The sequence below is a fragment of the Bacillus changyiensis genome (assembly GCF_027706145.1).
GTDB classification, from domain to species: domain Bacteria; phylum Bacillota; class Bacilli; order Bacillales; family Bacillaceae; genus Bacillus; species Bacillus changyiensis.
In genome coordinates this window covers 60898-81564 of sequence record NZ_JAQFWW010000003.1, presented here as the reverse complement: position 1 = coordinate 81564, position 20667 = coordinate 60898, and the positions used below count along the sequence as shown (strand labels likewise).

17 protein-coding genes and 2 riboswitches are annotated in these 20667 nt (G+C 38.4%); of the genes, 1 reads left to right on the top strand and 16 read right to left on the bottom strand.

Annotated elements, in window-relative coordinates; genetic code table 11:
• Positions 1 to 60 precede the first annotated feature (60 nt).
• The 11 genes from purF to PDT38_RS12125 form a co-directional block, all read right to left on the bottom strand.
• On the bottom strand, positions 61 to 1491 hold the full coding sequence (gene purF / locus PDT38_RS12175; protein WP_270801893.1) for an amidophosphoribosyltransferase: 1431 nt from the start codon (positions 1489 to 1491) through the stop codon (positions 61 to 63).
• Complete coding sequence (gene purL, locus PDT38_RS12170; protein WP_270801892.1) at positions 1467 to 3695, bottom strand: phosphoribosylformylglycinamidine synthase subunit PurL; 2229 nt, start codon at positions 3693 to 3695, stop codon at positions 1467 to 1469. Before purL ends, purF begins: the two co-directional genes overlap by 25 nt.
• Positions 3679 to 4362, bottom strand: a complete 684-nt coding sequence (gene purQ / locus PDT38_RS12165; protein ID WP_270801890.1) for a phosphoribosylformylglycinamidine synthase subunit PurQ — start codon at positions 4360 to 4362, stop codon at positions 3679 to 3681. The genes purL and purQ overlap by 17 nt, the downstream gene beginning before the upstream one ends.
• The gene (purS, locus tag PDT38_RS12160; protein ID WP_046130445.1) at positions 4359 to 4613 is read right to left on the bottom strand and encodes a phosphoribosylformylglycinamidine synthase subunit PurS; all 255 of its coding nucleotides are present in this window, start codon (positions 4611 to 4613) and stop codon (positions 4359 to 4361) included. Before purS ends, purQ begins: the two co-directional genes overlap by 4 nt.
• Position 4614: 1 nt before the next feature.
• A complete protein-coding gene (purC, locus tag PDT38_RS12155; RefSeq protein WP_270801887.1) occupies positions 4615 to 5331 on the bottom strand; it encodes a phosphoribosylaminoimidazolesuccinocarboxamide synthase in 717 nt (238 codons plus the stop codon).
• Between the two features lie 67 nt (positions 5332 to 5398).
• On the bottom strand, positions 5399 to 6694 hold the full coding sequence (purB, locus tag PDT38_RS12150) for an adenylosuccinate lyase (protein ID WP_270801884.1): 1296 nt from the start codon (positions 6692 to 6694) through the stop codon (positions 5399 to 5401).
• Entirely contained in the window at positions 6687 to 7820 is a 1134-nt protein-coding gene (gene purK / locus PDT38_RS12145) for a 5-(carboxyamino)imidazole ribonucleotide synthase (RefSeq protein WP_270801883.1), read from the bottom strand. Before purK ends, purB begins: the two co-directional genes overlap by 8 nt.
• The gene (gene purE / locus PDT38_RS12140) at positions 7813 to 8301 is read right to left on the bottom strand and encodes a 5-(carboxyamino)imidazole ribonucleotide mutase (RefSeq protein ID WP_270801881.1); all 489 of its coding nucleotides are present in this window, start codon (positions 8299 to 8301) and stop codon (positions 7813 to 7815) included. The genes purK and purE overlap by 8 nt, the downstream gene beginning before the upstream one ends.
• Positions 8302 to 8427: 126 nt before the next feature.
• A riboswitch (purine riboswitch) is annotated at positions 8428 to 8529 on the bottom strand.
• Positions 8530 to 8608: 79 nt separating this feature from the next.
• Complete coding sequence (locus PDT38_RS12135) at positions 8609 to 8806, bottom strand: NETI motif-containing protein (RefSeq protein ID WP_270801878.1); 198 nt, start codon at positions 8804 to 8806, stop codon at positions 8609 to 8611.
• A 110-nt stretch (positions 8807 to 8916) separates the two neighbouring features.
• Positions 8917 to 9672, bottom strand: coding sequence for a hypothetical protein (locus PDT38_RS12130; protein WP_270801876.1), 756 nt, complete (start codon positions 9670 to 9672; stop codon positions 8917 to 8919).
• Between the two features lie 196 nt (positions 9673 to 9868).
• Positions 9869 to 11191, bottom strand: coding sequence for an NCS2 family permease (locus tag PDT38_RS12125; RefSeq protein ID WP_270801875.1), 1323 nt, complete (start codon positions 11189 to 11191; stop codon positions 9869 to 9871).
• Positions 11192 to 11324: 133 nt separating this feature from the next.
• Positions 11325 to 11426, bottom strand: a riboswitch (purine riboswitch).
• 460 nt (positions 11427 to 11886) lie between these two features.
• On the opposite strand from PDT38_RS12125, the gene PDT38_RS12120 reads away from it, so the two are divergent.
• On the top strand, positions 11887 to 12627 hold the full coding sequence (locus PDT38_RS12120; RefSeq protein WP_270801874.1) for a MerR family transcriptional regulator: 741 nt from the start codon (positions 11887 to 11889) through the stop codon (positions 12625 to 12627).
• Positions 12628 to 12994: 367 nt separating this feature from the next.
• Here PDT38_RS12120 and PDT38_RS12115 read toward each other — a convergent pair whose 3' ends face one another.
• The 5 genes from PDT38_RS12115 to PDT38_RS12095 all read right to left on the bottom strand — a co-directional run bounded on the left by PDT38_RS12115 (position 12995) and on the right by PDT38_RS12095 (position 20554).
• Positions 12995 to 13201, bottom strand: coding sequence for a hypothetical protein (locus tag PDT38_RS12115; RefSeq protein ID WP_270801873.1), 207 nt, complete (start codon positions 13199 to 13201; stop codon positions 12995 to 12997).
• A gap of 223 nt (positions 13202 to 13424) precedes the next feature.
• The gene (locus tag PDT38_RS12110; protein WP_270801871.1) at positions 13425 to 16523 is read right to left on the bottom strand and encodes a type I restriction endonuclease subunit R; all 3099 of its coding nucleotides are present in this window, start codon (positions 16521 to 16523) and stop codon (positions 13425 to 13427) included.
• A gap of 41 nt (positions 16524 to 16564) precedes the next feature.
• Entirely contained in the window at positions 16565 to 17761 is a 1197-nt protein-coding gene (locus PDT38_RS12105; protein WP_270801870.1) for an AAA family ATPase, read from the bottom strand.
• Between the two features lies 1 nt (position 17762).
• The gene (locus tag PDT38_RS12100) at positions 17763 to 19013 is read right to left on the bottom strand and encodes a restriction endonuclease subunit S (RefSeq protein WP_270801869.1); all 1251 of its coding nucleotides are present in this window, start codon (positions 19011 to 19013) and stop codon (positions 17763 to 17765) included.
• A complete protein-coding gene (locus PDT38_RS12095; RefSeq protein ID WP_270801868.1) occupies positions 19010 to 20554 on the bottom strand; it encodes a type I restriction-modification system subunit M in 1545 nt (514 codons plus the stop codon). The genes PDT38_RS12100 and PDT38_RS12095 overlap by 4 nt, the downstream gene beginning before the upstream one ends.
• Between the last annotated feature and the right edge of the window lie 113 nt (positions 20555 to 20667).

The window sequence follows — 20667 nt, the reverse complement described above, 5'->3', positions numbered from 1 at the left end:
ACTCCATTCAAACTGAAAAGGGCAGTAGCTTCTCGAAACTGCCCTTTTTGACCAGCTACATTATTTAGTCAGAACAGCTTCTTTCACATGAGGAAGCACAGTATCTTGGTAAATTTCGGTCGGATATTTCCCTGTAAAACAGGCCATACATTGACCACAATTTTCTCCTTCATATGTTCTACCAATTCCAGAAAGAAGACCTTCAATACTTAAAAATGACAACGTATCAGCACCGATTTCCTGACGGATCTCCTCCACAGAATGGGAGGATGCTATCAGTTCTTCATGTGTGGATGTATCGATTCCATAAAAACACGGATGAGAGATCGGGGGAGAACTGATTCTGACGTGGACTTCGGTCGCTCCCGCTTCTCTGAGCATAGTCACAATCCGCCGACTTGTCGTACCACGGACAATCGAATCATCTACCATCACCACACGTTTGCCTTCGACAACACCGCGGACAGCGGACAGCTTCATTCTCACTCCCTGTTCTCTAAGTGACTGAGACGGTTGAATAAATGTTCTGCCGACATAGCGGTTTTTAATCAATCCAAGTTCATAAGGGATACCTGTTGCTTCAGCATAACCGATCGCTGCAGAAATACTGGAATCAGGAACACCTGTCACAACATCAGCGTCAATTCCTGATTCCTCCGCAAGTTTTTTACCAAGGTTTTTCCGCGCGCTGTGGACGTTAATCCCATTGATATTGCTATCAGGTCTTGAGAAATAAATATATTCCATACTGCACATCGAACGGTTGATATTAAGAGAAAAACGCTCGGATTGCATTCCTTGATCATTGATGATCAGCATTTCTCCAGGTTCTACATCTCGTAAATATGTTGCCCCCACTACATCGAATGCACAAGTTTCTGAAGCAACGACATATGCATCACCCAACATGGCTACTGATAAAGGTCTGAGACCGTTCGGATCAAGCGCTACAATCATTTCTGTTTCTGTCATAATTAAGAAAGCGTAAGCACCTTTTAGCATGGAAAGAGCGTTTTTAATTTGGTCTTTTAATGCGAAATGACCGCTTCGTTTAATTAAATGGGCAAGTACTTCTGTATCAGAGGACGTTTGAAAAATGCTACCTTGGTTCTCAAGTTGCTGCTTGAGCTGTGTAGCATTGACTAAATTACCGTTGTGCGCCAACGCCAAACTTCCGTTATTTTGTGAACGGAACAGAAGCGGCTGAACATTTTCAAAACCGCCCCCACCTGCCGTCGCATAACGGACATGACCGATTGCTCCTCTTCCTTTCACTTTCTCAAGCTCACCATTTTGAAACACTTCCGTAATCAAACCTTGGCCTTTGTGGGCTGACAGCTTTTCGCCGTCAGTTGCCACAATGCCTGCACCTTCCTGCCCTCTATGTTGGAGGCTGTGCAATCCGTAATAGGTGATTTGCGGAGCTTCTTCATGTCCCCAAATTCCAAATACGCCGCACTCTTCGTTTAAGCCTTTGATTTCAGCAAGCATGGGATAGCTCCTTTCCATGCGCTTTCAAGTTCTTTCGTCTGCGCATGAATCCATTGTTGTCCTTCTTGACTTTGAATGGTGAACATTGCATCAGCTGTGACTTCACCAAGATGGATAGCATCTGTCACCAGTTTTTCAAAAGCCAGCTGATGTTCTTTTTTGACAGACACGACAAAACGTGATTGTGATTCACTAAATAGTAACGCAGGTTCTTCATTAAAGATTATTGATGCGCCAAGACCTTCTGTTGTCATCACACTTTCTGCAAGGGCTACAGCGAGACCGCCTTCAGAGACGTCATGAGCTGATTGAATGAAACCGGTGCGAATGGCTTCCAACAACATTTTTTGTCTCGCTTGTTCCACTCCAAGATCTATTAGAGGAGCTTTCCCATAAATTTTTCCTTCTGTCAGCTTTTGCAGCTCACTTCCGGCATACTCAGGAAGGGTTTTACCAATGACATAAATCAAATCACCAGCTGCTTTAAAATGTTGAGTCGTAATATGTGTTAGATCACTGATCAAACCGACCATTCCAATGACAGGCGTTGGATAAATCGCTTTTCCGTCTGATTCATTATAAAGTGACACATTTCCGCCAATCACCGGTGTACCAAGAATATTGCACGCTTCACTGATACCGTCAGCCGCTTTTTCAATTTGCCAGAAAATTTCTGGTTTTTCTGGGTTGCCAAAATTGAGGTTATCGGTAACAGCTAGTGGTTCAGCACCTGAGCAAACGATATTGCGTGCCGCTTCGGCAACAGCAATTTTACCACCGACTTCTGGATCAAGGTATAAATAACGGGCATTACAATCTGTTGTCATCGCAAGCGCTTTGTTCGTCCCGCGAATTCGAAGGACACCAGCATCTGAGCCTGGTGCAACAACTGTATTTGTCCGCACCATATAATCATATTGATCATAAACCCATTCCTTACTGGCAATTGTCGGCTGTTGTAAGAGGGAAAGCAGTGTTTCTTTGACGTTCTCCACTTTTGAAGCAGGAACAGTCATGTCTTGGAATTCTTTGTAATACACTGGAACTTTTGAAGGTTTATGATAAACAGGTGCTTCTTCTGCCAATGCATCAACTGGAAGTTCGGCAACTGTTTCACCTTGATGGATTAGTCTCAGCATTTTATCATCTGTAACATGACCAACAGCAACAGCTTCAAGATCATATTTATTAAAAATATCAATGATCTCTTGTTCACGACCACGCTCAATCACTAATAACATTCGTTCCTGAGATTCTGACAGCATCATTTCATACGCTGTCATCCCCGTTTCCCGCTGCGGAATTAAATCAAGGTTCATTTCGATTCCTGAACCAGCTTTAGAAGCCATTTCCGCACTTGAACTTGTCAGTCCAGCCGCCCCCATATCTTGAATACCGACAAGTGCATCAGATTTGATGACCTCGAGGCATGCTTCAAGCAACAGTTTTTCCATGAATGGATCACCGACTTGAACAGCGGAGCGTTTTTCTTCTGAAGCATCAGACATTTCCTCTGATGCGAAGGTTGCACCATGAATACCGTCACGACCTGTCTTTGCTCCGACATACATGACTGTATTGCCGACACCTTTTGCCTGCCCTTTTTTAATGTCTTCATGGTTGATTAAGCCGACACACATCGCATTGACAAGCGGGTTTCCTTCATAACAGCTGTCAAATTGCACTTCTCCACCGACCGTCGGAATGCCGATGCAATTACCGTAGCCGGCAATACCGGCGACTACTTCTTCAAACAAGTACTTCACACGAGGTGAAGTCAGTTCACCAAACCGAAGAGAGTTTAAAACAGCGATCGGACGTGCCCCCATTGAAAAGACATCACGAATGATACCGCCAACACCTGTTGCAGCACCTTGATAAGGCTCAATTGCTGATGGATGGTTGTGTGATTCGATTTTGAAGACAACCGCCTGATTGTCGCCGATGTCAACGATTCCAGCACCTTCTCCAGGCCCTTGGAGTACACGCTCACCCTTTGTCGGGAATTTGCGCAAGATGGGCTTAGAATTTTTATAGCTGCAATGCTCTGACCACATCACTGAGAAAATCCCAATTTCCGTATAGTTAGGGAGCCTTCCGAGAATCGATTCGATCATGGCGAACTCTTCATCACTGACACCCATCTGTTGATAGAGCTTCTCTTCTTTAATTTGTTGTTTACTTGGTTCAAGCAGTAGTGACATGAGTTTCCCTCCAATTTTTCACGATAGACTGAAACAATTTAAGACCATCGGCACTTCCTAAAAGAGAATCGACAGCTCGCTCAGGGTGAGGCATCATGCCAAGTACATTGCCTTTTTCATTGGTAATACCAGCAATATCAGCGACGCTTCCGTTTATATTCGTACCGTACGTGAATACGATCTGTTTGTTTTCTTTCAATGCAGTAAGCGTTTTTTCATCACAATAAAAATTTCCTTCACCATGGGCAACTGGAATTGTAATGGCCTCACCTTTATGATAAGAAGAAGTGAACGGTGTTTGGTTGTTTTCGACAATCAGTTCAACCGGACGGCAAATAAATTTCAACTCTTTGTTGCGTCTCATCGCACCTGGCAAAAGACCGAGCTCTTGTAAGATTTGAAAACCATTGCAAACCCCGAGGACAGGTTTTCCTTTTTCAGCCGCTTGTTTGACCGCTGGCATAATATTGGCAAAACGAGCAATCGCCCCACACCTCAAATAATCGCCATATGAAAAACCGCCTGGAATCAAAACGCCGTCATATTCATCAAGACTTGTTTCCGTGTGCCAGACATATTCTACTTCTTCACCAAGTTCATCCTTGACGGCATGAAACATATCGATATCACAGTTAGAACCTGGCAACACAATCACGGCAAATTTCACTGTGCGACAACCTCCTCAACTTCATATCTGTAATCTTCTATGACTGTGTTTGCTAGTAGTTTTTCGCACATTTCTTTCACTAAAACATCTAGGTCACGATCAGATTTTTCAATTGTGAGTTCCATGTATTTCCCGATCCGCACTTCTTGAACTTCTTTGTAAGACATGCTATGCAATGCATGCTGAACAGCACTTCCTTGAGGATCTAAAACACTTTCTTTTAAGCTGACATACACTTTCACTTTGTACATATTACATGCCTCCAAGTCGATTGAAAATTTCTTCGTACGCATCCGTTAATTCGCCTAAATTCCTTCTAAATACATCTTTGTCAAGCTTTTCGTTCGTCTCTTGATCCCAAAGCCGGCACGTATCAGGAGAAATTTCATCAGCCAGCAGGATTTCCCCAGCTTGATCAAGCCCGAATTCCAGCTTGAAGTCTATCAGCTTCACACCACATGTTGCAAATAGTTGTTGCAGTTGTTGATTGATCTGTTTAGTAATCGATTTGATGTTTTCCACTTGGTTAGGCTCAGCCGCTTTTAAGAGCCAAATGTGATCCTCTGTAATGAGCGGATCACCAAGCTGATCATCTTTATAGTAAAACTCGATTATCGGCTGTTTCAGTTCAGTACCTTCGGGAATGCCGAGCCGTTTTGACATACTTCCGGCAACAACATTGCGGACAACGACTTCAAGCGGGATGATCGTCACTTTTTGAATCAGTTGTTCTGTTTCCGATATTCTTTTAATAAAATGATTGTTAATGCCTTTCTCATGAAGCCTTGTAAAAATGATGCTGGAAATTTCATTGTTTAAACGGCCTTTTCCGGTGATCACAGCTTTCTTTTCACCATTAAAAGCTGTTGCAGAATCTTTGTACTCAACAAGCAAAACATGGTCATCTTCCGTCCGATAAATCTTTTTAGCTTTTCCTTCATATAAAAGTTCGTTTTTCACAATATTCACGGAATGCCTCCTATACTGAATCTTGGAAATATTTTTATAGCGGGAGGGCCGGCAAAGCGGCCCTTTTTTATGACAAACCTAAACGTTCAAAGATAAAGTCAACGTTTTTCAAATGGTAATTGTAATCAAAGCAATCATTGATTTGATCAGGAGTAAGACGGGATGTAATCTTGTCTTCAGCTTCAACAAGTTGGCGGAACGGCACTTGTTTCTCCCAAGCTTCCATCGCTTTCGGCTGTACAGTGTCATATGCTTCTTCACGAGTCATCCCGGTATCAATTAAAGCTAGAAGGACACGCTGGGAGTAGATTAGTCCAAGTGTGCGATCCATATTGCGCTTCATATTATCAGGGAAAACGGTCAAGTTTTTGACAATATTGCCGAAGCGGTTCAGCATATAGTTTAGTGCGATCGTGGCATCAGGCAAAATAATTCGTTCTGCAGAAGAATGGGAAATATCGCGTTCATGCCAAAGCGGTACATTCTCATACGCAGTCATCATGTAGCCGCGGATGACTCGGGCCATTCCCGTCATGTTTTCTGATCCGATCGGATTTCGTTTATGCGGCATTGCTGATGAACCTTTTTGTCCTTTGGCGAAAAACTCTTCAACTTCTCGTGTTTCACTTTTTTGCAGTCCGCGTATTTCAACGGCAAACTTCTCAATGCTTGTCGCGATCAATGCAAGAGTTGCCATATAATCAGCATGTCGGTCACGTTGTAATGTTTGCGTCGAAATTGGAGCTGGTTGCAAACCTAATTTCTCACAAACATACTGTTCAACAAACGGATCGATGTTGGCATATGTTCCAACAGCACCGGAGATTTTACCAACTTCTATCCCATCTTTTGCTTGTTTAAAGCGTTCTAGGTTACGTTTCATTTCTTCATACCAAAGGGCAAGTTTTAAACCAAATGTTGTTGGTTCTGCATGCACACCATGTGTTCGTCCCATCATGACCGTGTATTGATGTTCTTTTGCTTTTTCTTTTAATATGTCAATAAATCTCTCAAGATCATTGAGCAAAATCGTGTTGGCCTGTTTTAATAAATAAGAAAGAGCAGTGTCAACAACATCTGTTGATGTTAAACCATAATGAACCCATTTTCTTTCTTCGCCAAGCGTTTCAGAGACAGCGCGGGTGAAGGCAACAACATCATGGCGAGTATCCTGTTCGATTTCGAAAATTCGCTTAATGTCAAATGACGCATGTTCACGGATGACTTTGACATCTTCTTTCGGAATAATGCCAAGCTCAGCCCATGCCTCACACGCAAGTATCTCTACTTCAAGCCAAGCTTGAAATCTATTTTTATCCGTCCATATTGCAGCCATTTCCGGTCTTGAATAACGTTCAATCATCGTTTTTTTCCTCCGTCCACTTTTCAGTTATCTGCTTGATCCAGTCTTGATCAGGTTTTCTTACAAATGTAATATGACCCATTTTGCGCCCTGGTTTCATTTCATGCTTTCCATAAATATATAGTTTTGCTTCTTTTAAAATATCTGGCTCGTCTTGAATGATGTTCACTTCATCGCCAAGCAGATTGACCATCATCCCTTCTTTTAAAAGATCTGTTTTACCAAGCGGCAATCCGCAGATGGCGCGAATATGTTGTTCAAATTGACTTGTTTCACAAAGATCAAGCGTATAATGGCCTGAATTATGCGGACGTGGTGCAAGCTCATTTACAAGCAGTCCATCATCTTCAGTCAGAAACAATTCAACGGCCAGTGTTCCGACAAGTGAAAGCTTTTCCGCAAGCTTGACAGCGAGAGTGGTTGCTTCTTTTTGAATGGCACCGGCAACTCTCGCTGGAACAATGCTTTGGAACAAAATATTATCTTTATGAATATTTTCTGCCACTGGAAAAACAGCAACCTCACCACATACGGACCTAGTGACAATCACCGATAACTCCAGTTTGAAAGGAACCCAGCTTTCTAAAATGCACGTTCCATGTTGGAGAAGTGTTGCCGCTTCTTCGATTTGAGCCTTATCTTTGATCACAAACTGGCCTTTTCCATCATATCCACCACGGCATGTTTTCAGAACAGCTGGAAGCCCAAGCTCTGCTATAGCTGTTATAAGCTCGGTCTGCTCATGTATGATTTTGTATGGAGCCACATTACAGCCTGCGGCTTCAATCGCTTTTTTCTCTGTCTCCCTGTTTTGGGTTAACAATAAAAGCTCGCTTCCTTGAGGTAAATAAGCATTGACCTCAAGCCATTTGAGTGCATCATAATCGATATTCTCAAATTCAAAGGTCATGACATCACTCACTTCGGCAAGCTTTTGAATCGCTTCTTGATCATTGTAAGCTCCTGTAATTTCAAGGTCTGCAACCTGACCACAAGGTGATGATGGAAATGGATCAACCACGGCTACATAGTAACCCATTTGTTTAGCAGCGACCGCCATCATTTTACCAAGTTGGCCCCCACCGATGATACCAATTGTTTTTCCCGGGAAAATCTGTTTAGACAAGCTGATCACTGCTTTCCAAAACGGTTTCTTTTACATTTTCTCTTCGTTCACGTAATGTTTGAGCTAGCTTCTCATCAAAGGCTGCAAGCATTTGCGCCGCAAGCAATCCTGCATTGACAGAACCGGCTTTTCCAATCGCAACCGTTGCCACTGGAACACCGCCTGGCATTTGCACGATCGATAATAACGAGTCAAGCCCGTTCAATGCTTTTGATTGAACCGGCACACCGATCACAGGCAGTGTCGTTTTAGCAGCAACCATTCCTGGTAAGTGAGCTGCGCCTCCTGCTCCGGCAATGATCACTTTCAAACCTCGTTTTCGTGCTGTTTCTGCATACTCAAACATGAATTCAGGTGTTCGATGAGCAGAAACAACCTTTTTTTCAAATGGAATCTCTAATTCTTCAAGGATGTCACAGGCATGTTTCATCGTTTCCCAATCAGATGTACTACCCATAATCACACCTACAAGAGGCTGCATATTTTTGTCCCACCTTTAGTTTTCCAAAATAAAAACCCGGTTTGTATTGCATAATGAGGAAGCAACACAAACCGGGCATGGCGCGTGTATCATTAGTTGTCCGCTTCTCACGATTTCCATGTCAGTTTATTGTTCACTTTCCTGCATAGTCCGATGATTTACGGTCATCGGGTAGAGACTTATGGGCCATATTCCCAAGATTATATGAGGTTCGTGTTTTCATGTCATGTTTATCTTAACAACGGACTCCGAGAATGTCAACGACATTATCGAACGATACTGTTTTTTGTCGTTTTAATGTTCGGTTTTAGCGTAATTTCCCTTCAAATATTATTTTTCTTCCGTAGGGAATCACTTGAATTGTTCCATTTTCCTCTTTTTCTTTAAACACCGGTTCCTCCATTCGGCGCACCGGAGTATATCCTTCTTTTTGCATTTGGTTGAGGACGGTATCGATCGTTTCCCCTTCCGTCACTTCAAACCGCTTTTTCTTCGGCTTTGTCATGAGTTCTATTTTCTCCTTTATTAAATAATCGATATCATATTGATAACCAAAAAGATGGTAATCATACTAAATAAAAAAGCGCTCATGATTGAACGCCTTTTTATTTACCCTTAAACGGGAATCAATGAAGACAATAGATAACCAGCGATAAACTTCCAAGTCACACCAACAAACACCAATTCAATCAACAGCACACTAAAAACACAGTACATTAAATCAGCCCGTCTTTTTTCAGTTTGCTCATAAATGGATTGAATCATCGTGAAGGATGCAAATGTCAGACCTAAAAACATTAAAATTGACAGAATCACTGTCATGACCGTAAAATTGACAATCGCAAATACCATCCACAGTGCCGCTGGTATGATAAATGGTACTAAAAGTGAGCCGTACTTTGCCACTGTTTCAGCAAACGTTATTTTATAAGTCATCATAAATCTTGATACGGCCCAGATCGCTGCCGCCACTGTAAACATAAAGATCATACAGTACAGAAACACGACAAAAAACACTTCAAAGAATGGAACGGATACGCCAAACCCAAGAATTCTACCGCGCCCCGCCAGCAACTGATAAAAATTGCCAAGCGAAAAAAAGACAGCAATCAGCATCATAGAAATTACGGCATACTTAAAATAACTCCGATTATATTCTTCAACAATGCGAACTGGGGATTTTAAAACATCCAGTACATAGCTGAAGTAACGAACCAAAGCAGCAATGATAATCGCGAAAATCATTTTGACTTTCGCAGCGGATGTCGTAGGTTCTTGGTTTTTCTTTGTTTTCCGTGAACTTCTCGACATTCTTGATGCCGGTTCTTGCTCTATATCCTCATGATTTTTTTGATACTTTTCGTCCATCATATAAGCAACTCCTATTCTTTTTGAGCAGCTTTCACATAAATGAAATGCACTTTATAAATTACCCAAGTCATGTGAAACAGTCAAGTGAAATCCCTAGTTGTTATATATGACGGAAAATAGAATGTGAATGTTCCACTCTCATGATATGGAACAAAACAAAGCTCTGTCCGTGTGAATGAACAGAGCTTTTCACTTTTTATTTTAAGAAAATGAAATAGAAAATAAAAACGACAAACAGTCCGTACATAATCGGATGGATCTCTTTTGCTTTGCCTTTACAAATCATTGTAATCGGATAGAAAATAAAACCGATGGCAATCCCTGTCGCAATACTGTACGTCAGCGGCATCGCGATCATCGTTAAAAATGCCGGTACTGCCGTTTCAAATTTGCTCCAATCGATCTTATTGAGATTGGCAACCATCAAGACACCAACAATAATTAAAGCAGGTGCCGTCACATTTGAGGTAATCACGCTGAGAACTGGTGAGAAAAATAGTGACAATAAAAACAGTACACCTGTAACAACTGCGGCAAAACCGGAGCGTGCCCCAGCGGCTACTCCTGCACTAGATTCGACATATGATGTTGTTGTTGATGTCCCAAGGATCGCTCCTGCGACAGTTGCAGTTGAATCAGCAAGCAATGCACGTCCAGCGCGCGGCAACTTATTATCTTTCATCAAACCAGCCTGTGAAGCAACTCCAACCAATGTCCCGGCTGTATCAAAGAAATCAACAAATAAAAATGTTAAAATGACAATTAGCATTTGCATCGAGAATACTTCAGGGAAATGGAACAATGCTTGGCCAAATGTTGGTGCAAGACTCGGAACTGCCCCAACAACTTTTTCCGGTACATCAATCAAACCAAATATCATTCCAACAGCAGCTGTAATCAACATTCCAAAGAAAATACCGCCGTTAACACGCAACACCATTAAAATCACCGTTACAGCTAATCCAAACACAGTTAGAAGAACAGGTGCTGAATGTACATCACCAAGTGCCACGATTGTACCTGGATTGCTGACAATGAGGTGTGAGCCTTGCAGTCCGACAAAGGCAATAAACAACCCTATTCCCGCACCAACAGCCATTTTGAGCTCAAACGGAATCGAATTGATAATTTTCTCCCGCAAACCGGACAAAGATAACACAATAAAAATCAGCCCTGATACCATGACACCAGAAAGAGCGGTTTGCCATGGAATCTGCATGTTTAAAATAACAGAAAAAGCAAAAAAAGCGTTCAAACCCATTCCGGGTGCAAGCGCAATCGGATACTTGGCCAAGACCCCCATCGTAAAACAGCCAACTGCTGCCGCAAGAGCTGTTGCAGTAAAGACGGCGCTTTGATCCATTCGCAATGCATCAGGAAAGTTGTCTATAGAAGCTAAAGACAATGTCAGCGGATTGACGATCAATATGTATGCCATCGATAAAAAAGTCGTAAGTCCGCCAATCACTTCTCTTCGATAATTCGTACCCAATTCATTAAACTGAAAGTAACGCTTCAAAATGATATACTCCTCTCAATATACTGTCGTTTTTATTGTTTCAAAAACCTTAAATTTTAAACAAAAAACGCCCCAATAAAACGGGACGCTTGACTGACACTTTTTGTATACTGAAAAAAAGATAGTTCACATCTCAAATCATATATACAAGCGTAGTCAAGCTATTTACGGCAGCTTGGTAGAAACTTATGGGCCATATCCCCATGATTATACGACAAGTTTTTTTATCATTACTATTGTATTGTAACAGCATCTAACGGATAGTACAATATAAAAAACGAACGTTATGGTTTATAACATCCGTTTCGTTCGTCATTTTTCCAGTTTCTGATGTGATCAGTTTGTTTTTGTCAATTCAATCAAATCTACCTGATCTTCATTAAAATAAAACTCAGGCAATCAGGTATTGAACAATGATAACGATAGTCACATTCAAATATGGGTGACACCCGCCTTCTCTTTTAGCTGCGAAATATGGTAGCCATGATGTTGAGAAATGCACATTTAAGATCCACCAGCCAATCATGTGATCAGAAATACTAAATCCTTTCTTACCGCAGAAAAAGCCGTACCAATACTTTTTACTCTACTGCAACTTTATAATAGGAAAACAACAACCAATTACAATTTCTCCATTATAACACCAGACTTTTCATTGGTGTTACGATAGTAGTGTTGAGTGAGGTGATTGAACCTTGAAAACATATAAAACAGCTCAAATCGCTAAAATAATTGGAGTCCATCCCAATACAGTTCGACTCTATGAAGATTTAGGTCTTATTGCAAAACCTGAACGCCAAGCAAATGGCTATCGAATTTTCACTGACCTTCATTTAGAGCAACTCAAACTTGCTCGACTTGCTTTCCAAGTAGAAGTGCTACAAAATGGATTAAGAAAAAAGATTGTCAAAATGGTCAAAACGGCAGCATTAAGTGATTACGACAAGGCTTTACAACTTACCCAAGAATATAGATTACAATTACAAGAAGAACGAAATCATGCAGAAGAAGCCATAGACATAGTGAAACGACTTTTAGATGGTGAATCACCAATAAATAAACTGTCCATGAAAAGAAAAGAAGTTTCCGATTATCTCCACATTTCTATGGACACACTTAGAAATTGGGAGATGAATGGTCTTTTATCTGTTAAACGGAAAGAAAATGGTTATCGTATTTATAGTGATAAAGATATAAGGCAATTAAAAATAATCCGTTCTCTCCGGTGTGCAAATTATTCTCTTGAGTCTATATTACGTATGCTTAATGCATTGTCCTCAAATCCAAAGGCAAACTTAAAAGAAGTGCTTCATACTCCCACAAGGAATGAAGAAATTATATCAGTATGCGATAAGTTAATCGATTCATTGAATAAAGCTGAGAACAATGCACAGATTATGATGTTTCAACTGCAAAATATGAAAAACAGATTTTAATAAACCTTACACTTTAACACCAGCCTTCTGACTGGTGTTATTTTTTTATGTGAACAAGATTAAAGGAGGAAATATGTATGCTAGATGTCATTCGTGTGGATCAGTTATCTAAAGCTTATAAAGGATTGCCAGTAGTTAAAAATTTGAATCTCTCTGTAAAACAAGGAATGGTTTTTGGTTAATATAATTTAAAACTTTTTTAAAAACCTTTATTCAACTGCGGCAAATTAACTCTCCTTTTGAAATCCCCTTCTACTGCTAATTATTTATAAATTGTAGGACTAATTTTTTAACAACCGAGAGGCTGTCCAGTAAGTCGATTTTTGACTATTGGACGCCCTTTTCACGTTTAACGAACGATGATATATCAGTAATCTTGAATCATAAGTTTAACAATTTTACTCTGTCCAATTGCAGCAAGTGCAGGTAGGTACTCTGGTTCCGATACAGATGATTCTTTTGCATTTTCAAAGTTCACCCGTTCAATTGGCTGAACCGTTGAACCAGAAACTGAGGATACACCAACAAATGCACAAATAAGAATTAGGCTAATAGCTATTAACCTTTTTTTCATTTCTAACCCTCCTTTGTGTAAAAAAATGATATAGTGTATTTATCTGGATGTTAATCTATATATTACCAAAGAAGCGGGTGATAGTATTGTTATTTAAAAAAATTATGGTACTAAATAAAAAGGTGATGATGTAGACTGAAATAATTCTACACTATCACCAATGAAATTTTGTTCCTTTAGAATAAAAGTCAAATATTTTGATGTAACCGCTATTTTAGATTTATTAAATTTTTCCACCCACACCCTTGAACTTATCCACAAAGGCAGAGATTTTCTGAAAAACGCTCTGCTTTTTTGTTAAATACTGAGGATTAAGAGGACTCATTTTAGGAAGAACTTCATTAAGCTCCGTTCCATTTTCACTGGCATATTCTCTTTTTAATGAAGCTAAAAAATATCTTTTTGCAGCTTCTTCATTAAGATTTTCAGTACTAATCAATTCTTCTGCTTCACGTTTTTGCTCAGTTTGAGCAAATGAGAAAAAGGCATCAATAATACTTGCTTTATCTTGAATACTATCTAAATCAGCTTGATTGATAAAATCAACTACCAAGCTTTCTTTTGCACGGTTTCCTACACTAGAGCGAATTAAGCGACGAACTTCTTCAACCAAAGATGCTTTATCTTTTACTTTTTTGTTATGTTCAAAAATAAGTTCAAGAATATAATCTAAATTGATCTCTTGGGATTTTAAAAGATCTACTTCAAAGACAACATCATCCCAATCAATATAGGAATTATCTTTTTCTTTTCCAGTTTTTTCACGGCGGATCCAATCACGAATGTCATTATATGAAGAGCGGTAATCTTGAATCGTTCTTTCTTCTGGTACTTGAATCTCTTGCATAGCCGCTATATCTTCATCTGTTACATAATGAGTCGATTTAAAATCTTCAAGAGCCATAGGGTCACTCACATCTAGAGTTTGTAGAGCTTTTAAACTTGTAAATTCATCATAGTTCTGTAGGATATTTTCAATGCGCAAATATTCACCAAAAAGTTTCGCAAAATCCTTTTTATCCTTCTCCGTAGCAATATCTTCAACATTAGGAAAACGCTCTTGTAGCTCTTTGACTACGTCTACATAACCACGACGGGCTTCACCCGTTGCCACATCTGAGAATCCTTCCATATAATCTTTATAGCTTTTTTCCAGCACCACATTTTTAGTGTTTTTCTCCCCAAAAAGAGTAATGGCGTCTATGGTTGCTTGTTCTAAATCTCTAAAAGTAACAATATTACCAAAGGTTTTGGTGGAATCATAAATACGATTTGTTCTTGAAAAAGCTTGCATTAAACCATGATACCGAAGATTTTTATCAACAAATAAAGTATTTAATGTAGGTGCATCAAAACCTGTTAAAAACATTCCAACAACAATCAGTAAATCAATCTCTTTGTTTTTCACCCGTTTAGCAAGGTCACGATAGTAATTTTGAAATCCCTTACTTTCAACGCCATAATTGGTTTTAAACATGGCATTATAGTCTTTAATGGCTATACTTAAAAACTCTTTTGCACTACTATCCATAGCTGTAGGTTCAAAAGTTTCATCAAGAATTTCACCTATAGCATTTTGCTCCTCATTCGCTGCAAAGGAGAAAATTGTCGCAATCTTAAGGGGGGTACTGCTTCCCTGTTGTAAGTTATTTAGTGATTCATAGTAGAGTTTGGCTGCGTCAACACTACTCACAGCAAACATGGCGTTAAATCCTTTTCCATTCGCGTTTAAACGATGGGTTTTTACTCTAAAATTAGAAAGAATGTATTGGGAAATTTCTTTAATCCGTTCAGGATGCAGCAAAGCTTCTTTATTTTCTGCTGCTGATAGCTTCTTCTCATCCTGTTCTGTTTCAATTGATTTGAACTTTGGACGTACATCGTTATAATCTACTTTGAACTTTAAAACTTTTTCATCTCTAATGGCATCTGTAATGACATAAGAGTGTAATTCTCGACCAAAAACAGAAGAAGTCGTTTCAGAACCCAAAGCATTTTCAGGAAAAATAGGTGTCCCTGTAAATCCAAACTGATAGAACTTTTTAAACTTTTTCTTGATATTCTTTTGAGCTTCACCAAATTGTGAACGATGAGCTTCATCAAAAATAAATACCACTTGCTTATTATATATAGAGAGTTCCGCTTCGCTTTTAATGAGATTATTCAGTTTTTGAATCGTCGTCACAATAATTTTATTATCATCTTTATCAATGTTACGCTTTAATCCTGCGGTACTTTCTGAACCATTAACACTGTCAGGGGAAAAACGCTGATACTCTTTCATCGTCTGAAAATCCAGGTCTTTCCGATCGACAACAAAAAATACTTTATCTATAAAATCCAGTTCAGTAGCCAAACGAGCAGCTTTAAAACTCGTAAGCGTTTTTCCCGAACCTGTTGTATGCCAAATATACCCCCCGCTTTCAGTGGTACTCCATTTTTGGGCTTGGTATGTACTCTTGATTTTCCATAAGATTCTCTCAGCAGCGGCAATTTGATAAGGACGCATAATCAGCAGGTTATCACTCACATCAAAAACGGAATATTTCAGTAGTACATTCAATAAAGTATCTTTCTGAAAAAATGTAGCTGTAAAATCTTTTAGATCTTTAATCAGGATATTATCCGCTTTTGCCCAATTCATCGTAAAATCAAAACTGTTCTTGTCACGTTTCGTCGTATTCGCAAAATAACGGCTGTCTGTCCCATTAGAAATCACGAAAATCTGTAAATATTTAAACAGAGATTTTTCAGAGTTAAAACTCTCTTTACTATATCGATGAACCTGATTAAAGGCTTCACGAATAGCAATCCCACGCTTTTTAAGCTCCACTTGTACTAAAGGTAATCCATTGACCAGGATGGTCACATCATATCGATTGGCTTCCGTTCCTTTTTGCTCAAATTGCGAAATGACCTGCACTTTATTGTTGGCCATATTGTTCTTGTCTACCAGGTAAATATTCTGAATATGCCCATCATCAAAGACAAAGTCATAAATATAGTCATTATGAATTTTACGGGTTTTATCAATATGGTTATCACCGGGTTTATCTAAAAACTGCTCACAAAATCGAATCCATTCCTCTTCTGAAAACTGAACATTGTTGAGGTTTTGCAGTTGCACACGAACATTAGCAAATATTTTTTCGCGAGTGTTTAAACTTGGCAGATGCTCATAGCCTTGATTAACTAAATCTTGAATTAGCTCTCGTTCTAAATTAGCTTCCGTTTGATAGCCAACCCCTTGTTCTGCTATCTTGGTATACTTATCTAAAACTATATAGTGATTTGATTCTGCAATGGTTTTGAGATCGCTCATTAAATTCCCGCCTCCTCTGCTTCAATTTTATATCTTTCATCTTATTTAAAATGATATTTTTCCTTAAGTCCCTTTAGTAAATAATTCAAAACACGTTTATCATCATCTAATAACTCAGGTATTTCATCTCCTGAATGCTTAGAATGACTCGAAATATTAATGATTCTTGTAATATAAGGTTCAGGGTTTCCCTCTGTAATTTCAAATAAAAGTTCTCCCCAGTTGTCATAACCCAAAAATGTCGATGTTTTCTCCAAAATATTCCTAAGGTAATTAAAATGATACTTTTTTAATTGATCTGTTTCAATAGCTCTCTCTATTTCAGTTTTTAAGAAAAGATGATAGGAAAAAGGTGAATCATTCCTTTGGGAAACTAATTCATGTTCCCCATCTCCCTTTTTTTTAAGAAAATATTTTTTAAATTTATCTTTCTTAAACTCATTATGTAATACATTATAAAATAGAGGATTATGTGTGGTTATAATAAACTTAAGTTCTGACTGACTTCTCTTAATCAATTTTGCCAAACTTACCGCTAATTCAATCAAACGATTGTCATCCAATGAACTTACTGGGTCATCTATAAATACATATTCCAACTGATTAAATTGATCTGTTTCTCTATCACTTGGTTCAGCTACATTTAATACATCAATAACTTGTTCAAGTAGAGAATTAAAAACACACCATACAAAGTTACTCTCTTCACCTTTTGAAATTTTAATGCTATCTGAAATCTCATCATTACCACGTTCATATGAAAAGGTTATTTCTGTAAAAGCCCCTACTGTTACATTATTCCCATTCTTATCTTTAATAGAATATTCTTCATTAAAATGTGGAGTTAATTTTTCATCAGTATAGTGTTGAAAATTAGAAATAATATTCCTGTCTTGTCCTTGCCTTTCTAAAATCCAGTTTGTAAATGTATTAGGATGAATTTTAAGTTTTGGTGCAGTATCATTTTCTAAGTCATTATCCCAATAAAACAAATCTTCCGTAAAAGCATTATAATAAAGATAATTTTTACCCACTACTTCCGATAACTCTAACTCCGTATCCCCATCTAAATTCGTTGATAATAACGATTTGAATTCCCGTGAAAGCCTAGTTTTCCCCGTCCCATTAAAAGCATAAATCAACTGAACTTTTACATCAGATTCACTCGCATCTTTAGCTCTAGTTTTATGTTTGGCGACTTTCAGCGTTTGTGCAATTTCAGTTAATGAAGTTCCCATATTACTCCTCTACCTCCTTTTTTAGAAAGCTAAGAAACATATCACGATAACATTCATATTGTTTCTGGCGCAGCTCTATTTCACGACGTAAATCTTCAGTAATTGAGAATATCAAGGTATCGAATTTGTCGAGGATAGATGCGATACGAGCTTGTTCTACAAGAGATTTGTCTGGGTTATCTGGGTACGGAATTGGGATTTTGACTTTTCTAATAGCATTGGCATTAAATTGGGGCTGTCCACCACCTGATACCAATTTGTTAGCTTGATGCCAAAACAGTTCGCTTTGAGCAAAGTGCCAATAATATTTGGAATTGATGATTTTCTTATCAAAACTAAGTTTGATTAAAAAGCCGGCGAAAATAGCAGGGTAATCTTCTTCAAATATCATCGTTTTACCAAAAGTTGCTCCAGTCCGAGCCATTAACAAATCATCTTTTTCCAGAATAAATCTTTCGTTCTCTTCTGAAATATCAACGAACTTTGCATCTGTTGGTATAAGTTTTCCATTCATATTTATATCTGTAATCCTGATAAATCTGGCATCACCCGAATCCTGAGCTTTTGCAGCGTAGCCATAAACGAACTCGCCCACATCACCCAACCGTTTCCACTCAACATTCCCCTCTTCAAAAGTCAGCAACTTATCACGATAAAATCCATATTGCTTTTTACGAGATGTAAGCTCTGCTGTAAGCTCTGCTGTAAGCTCTGCTGTATGGTCTGAGAAAGAGTCTAAAATACGAATGATTTCTTCTTGCACTTTAAGAGATGGGATAGGGATTTTAAACTCTTTGACCTTAGCATCAGAAATTGCTGGATATGCTGATCCACTTTGATTCTCTTCTAAATACCTTTTAAAATCAGATGAAAAAATATAATGATAAATCCATTTAGGTAAAACTTCATTTGTTTTCGCTCTTAAGATACAATAACCAGTACTAGCAACTCCTCCGGAAAATTCTTCAGTAATCAAACAAACTCGTTGCTGGGTGGGACGAGTTGTTGCAAAAATAACATCATTTTTGATTACTAACTTTTTGGCTCTGCTTGGTGCATCTTCGGCGGATATTTCAGTTGTTTTAATTATTTTGTTTGTTTCGCGACTAACTGAAGTTAAATCAATATACCGATAAGTATCCTTTGTCTCTCTCCACTTAATATTGGAAGTTGGTAATGTAACATCCCCTAAGGCTTTCCACTCAACCTCAACCTCATCAAGTAGTTTCTCTATATAATTCGGTTTAATCATGATTCAATCACCTCAATAATGTCATCAATTTCAGCACGAAGTTGGTCTATCTTTGCTACAGTCGTTTTTATCTCGGCATTCAGCTCATTAATATCAATGATTTCCTTTGCATTTTTCGCTTTCACGTATGAACTTACTGAAAGATTGTAATCATTTTGAACGATTGCCTCATAATCAACAGAGTTTGCAACATGATCAATATCTTCTTTACTGTCAAACATTTTCATTATTTTCTCTATATGTTCATCTGTAAGTATGTTATTATTCGTTTCTTTTTTATAGAAATCTACTCCACTTGCATCAATAAATTGAGTTTTATTATCGGTTTTATGCTTAGAAAGTACCAAGATATTAACTGCTATTGAAGTCCCGTAAAAGAGGTTAGGTGCTAATGAAATAACCGTTTCAACAAAGTTATTATCAATCAGATACTTTCTAATTTTTTGTTCTGCACCACCACGGTAAAAAATACCTGGGAAACAAACGATAGCAGCACGACCTTTACTTGAAAGGTAACTAAGTGCGTGAAGTACAAAGGCAAAATCGGCTTTAGATTTTGGCGCTAATACGCCTGCAGGGGCAAATCTTTCATCATTAATAAGCGTTGGGTCATCACTACCAATCCATTTTACGGAATAAGGTGGATTTGATACAATGGCATCAAATGGCTTTTCGTCACCAAAGTGAGGATCTCCAAGCGTATTTCCTAAAGCAATATTAAACTTATCGTAGTTTATATTGTGTAAAAACATATTCATACGGGCAAGGTTATAAGTTGTAAAGTTAATCTCCTGTCCATAAAAACCATCTTCGATAATATGAGCATCAAATTGTTTTTTTGCTTGTAATAAAAGTGAACCTGAACCGGCTGCAGGGTCATAAATCTTATTAATGGTTGTTTGCTTGTGTATTGCTAATTGAGCAATAAGCTTTGATACATGCTGAGGTGTGAAGAATTCTCCTCCAGATTTTCCTGCGTTTGCAGCATAATTAGAGATTAAAAACTCATAGGCATCACCAAAAAGGTCAATTTGATTATCTTCAAATTCACCAAAATTAAGCCCTGCAACACCTTTAATGACAGCAGCTAAACGACTGTTTTTGTCCTTCACAGTATACCCTAGTCGATTACTAGTTGTGTCGAAATCAGCGAATAATCCTTTAATATCTAGTTCAGATGGATAACCATATGCTGAACTTTCAATAGCGGCAAATATAGCTGCTAAATCTGTATTCAAGCTTTCATTTGTGTTAGCAGTTTTCGCAAGATTAACAAACAGCTGACTTGGATATATGAAATACCCTTTTGTTTTAATGGCATCCTCTTTGATTTCTTTCGTTATAATATCATCTGGAAGTTCTGCATAATTGACGCTTTCATCTCCAGCTTCAATATAACTAGAAAAGTTTTCGCTAATGAAGCGATAAAACAGTGTTCCTAAAACATATTGTTTAAAATCCCATCCGTCTACAGAGCCACGGACATCATTGGCTATTTTCCAAATTTGAGATTGTAATTCGGCACGTTGTGCATAAGACATTTGTATACCCCCAAATTTCTTCTGATACATTGATTATAAAGTTATTCTAGATAAATTTGAATATTCTTCCACCTTTTTAGTTTCTTACCATATTCAAACAACAATACAATGTT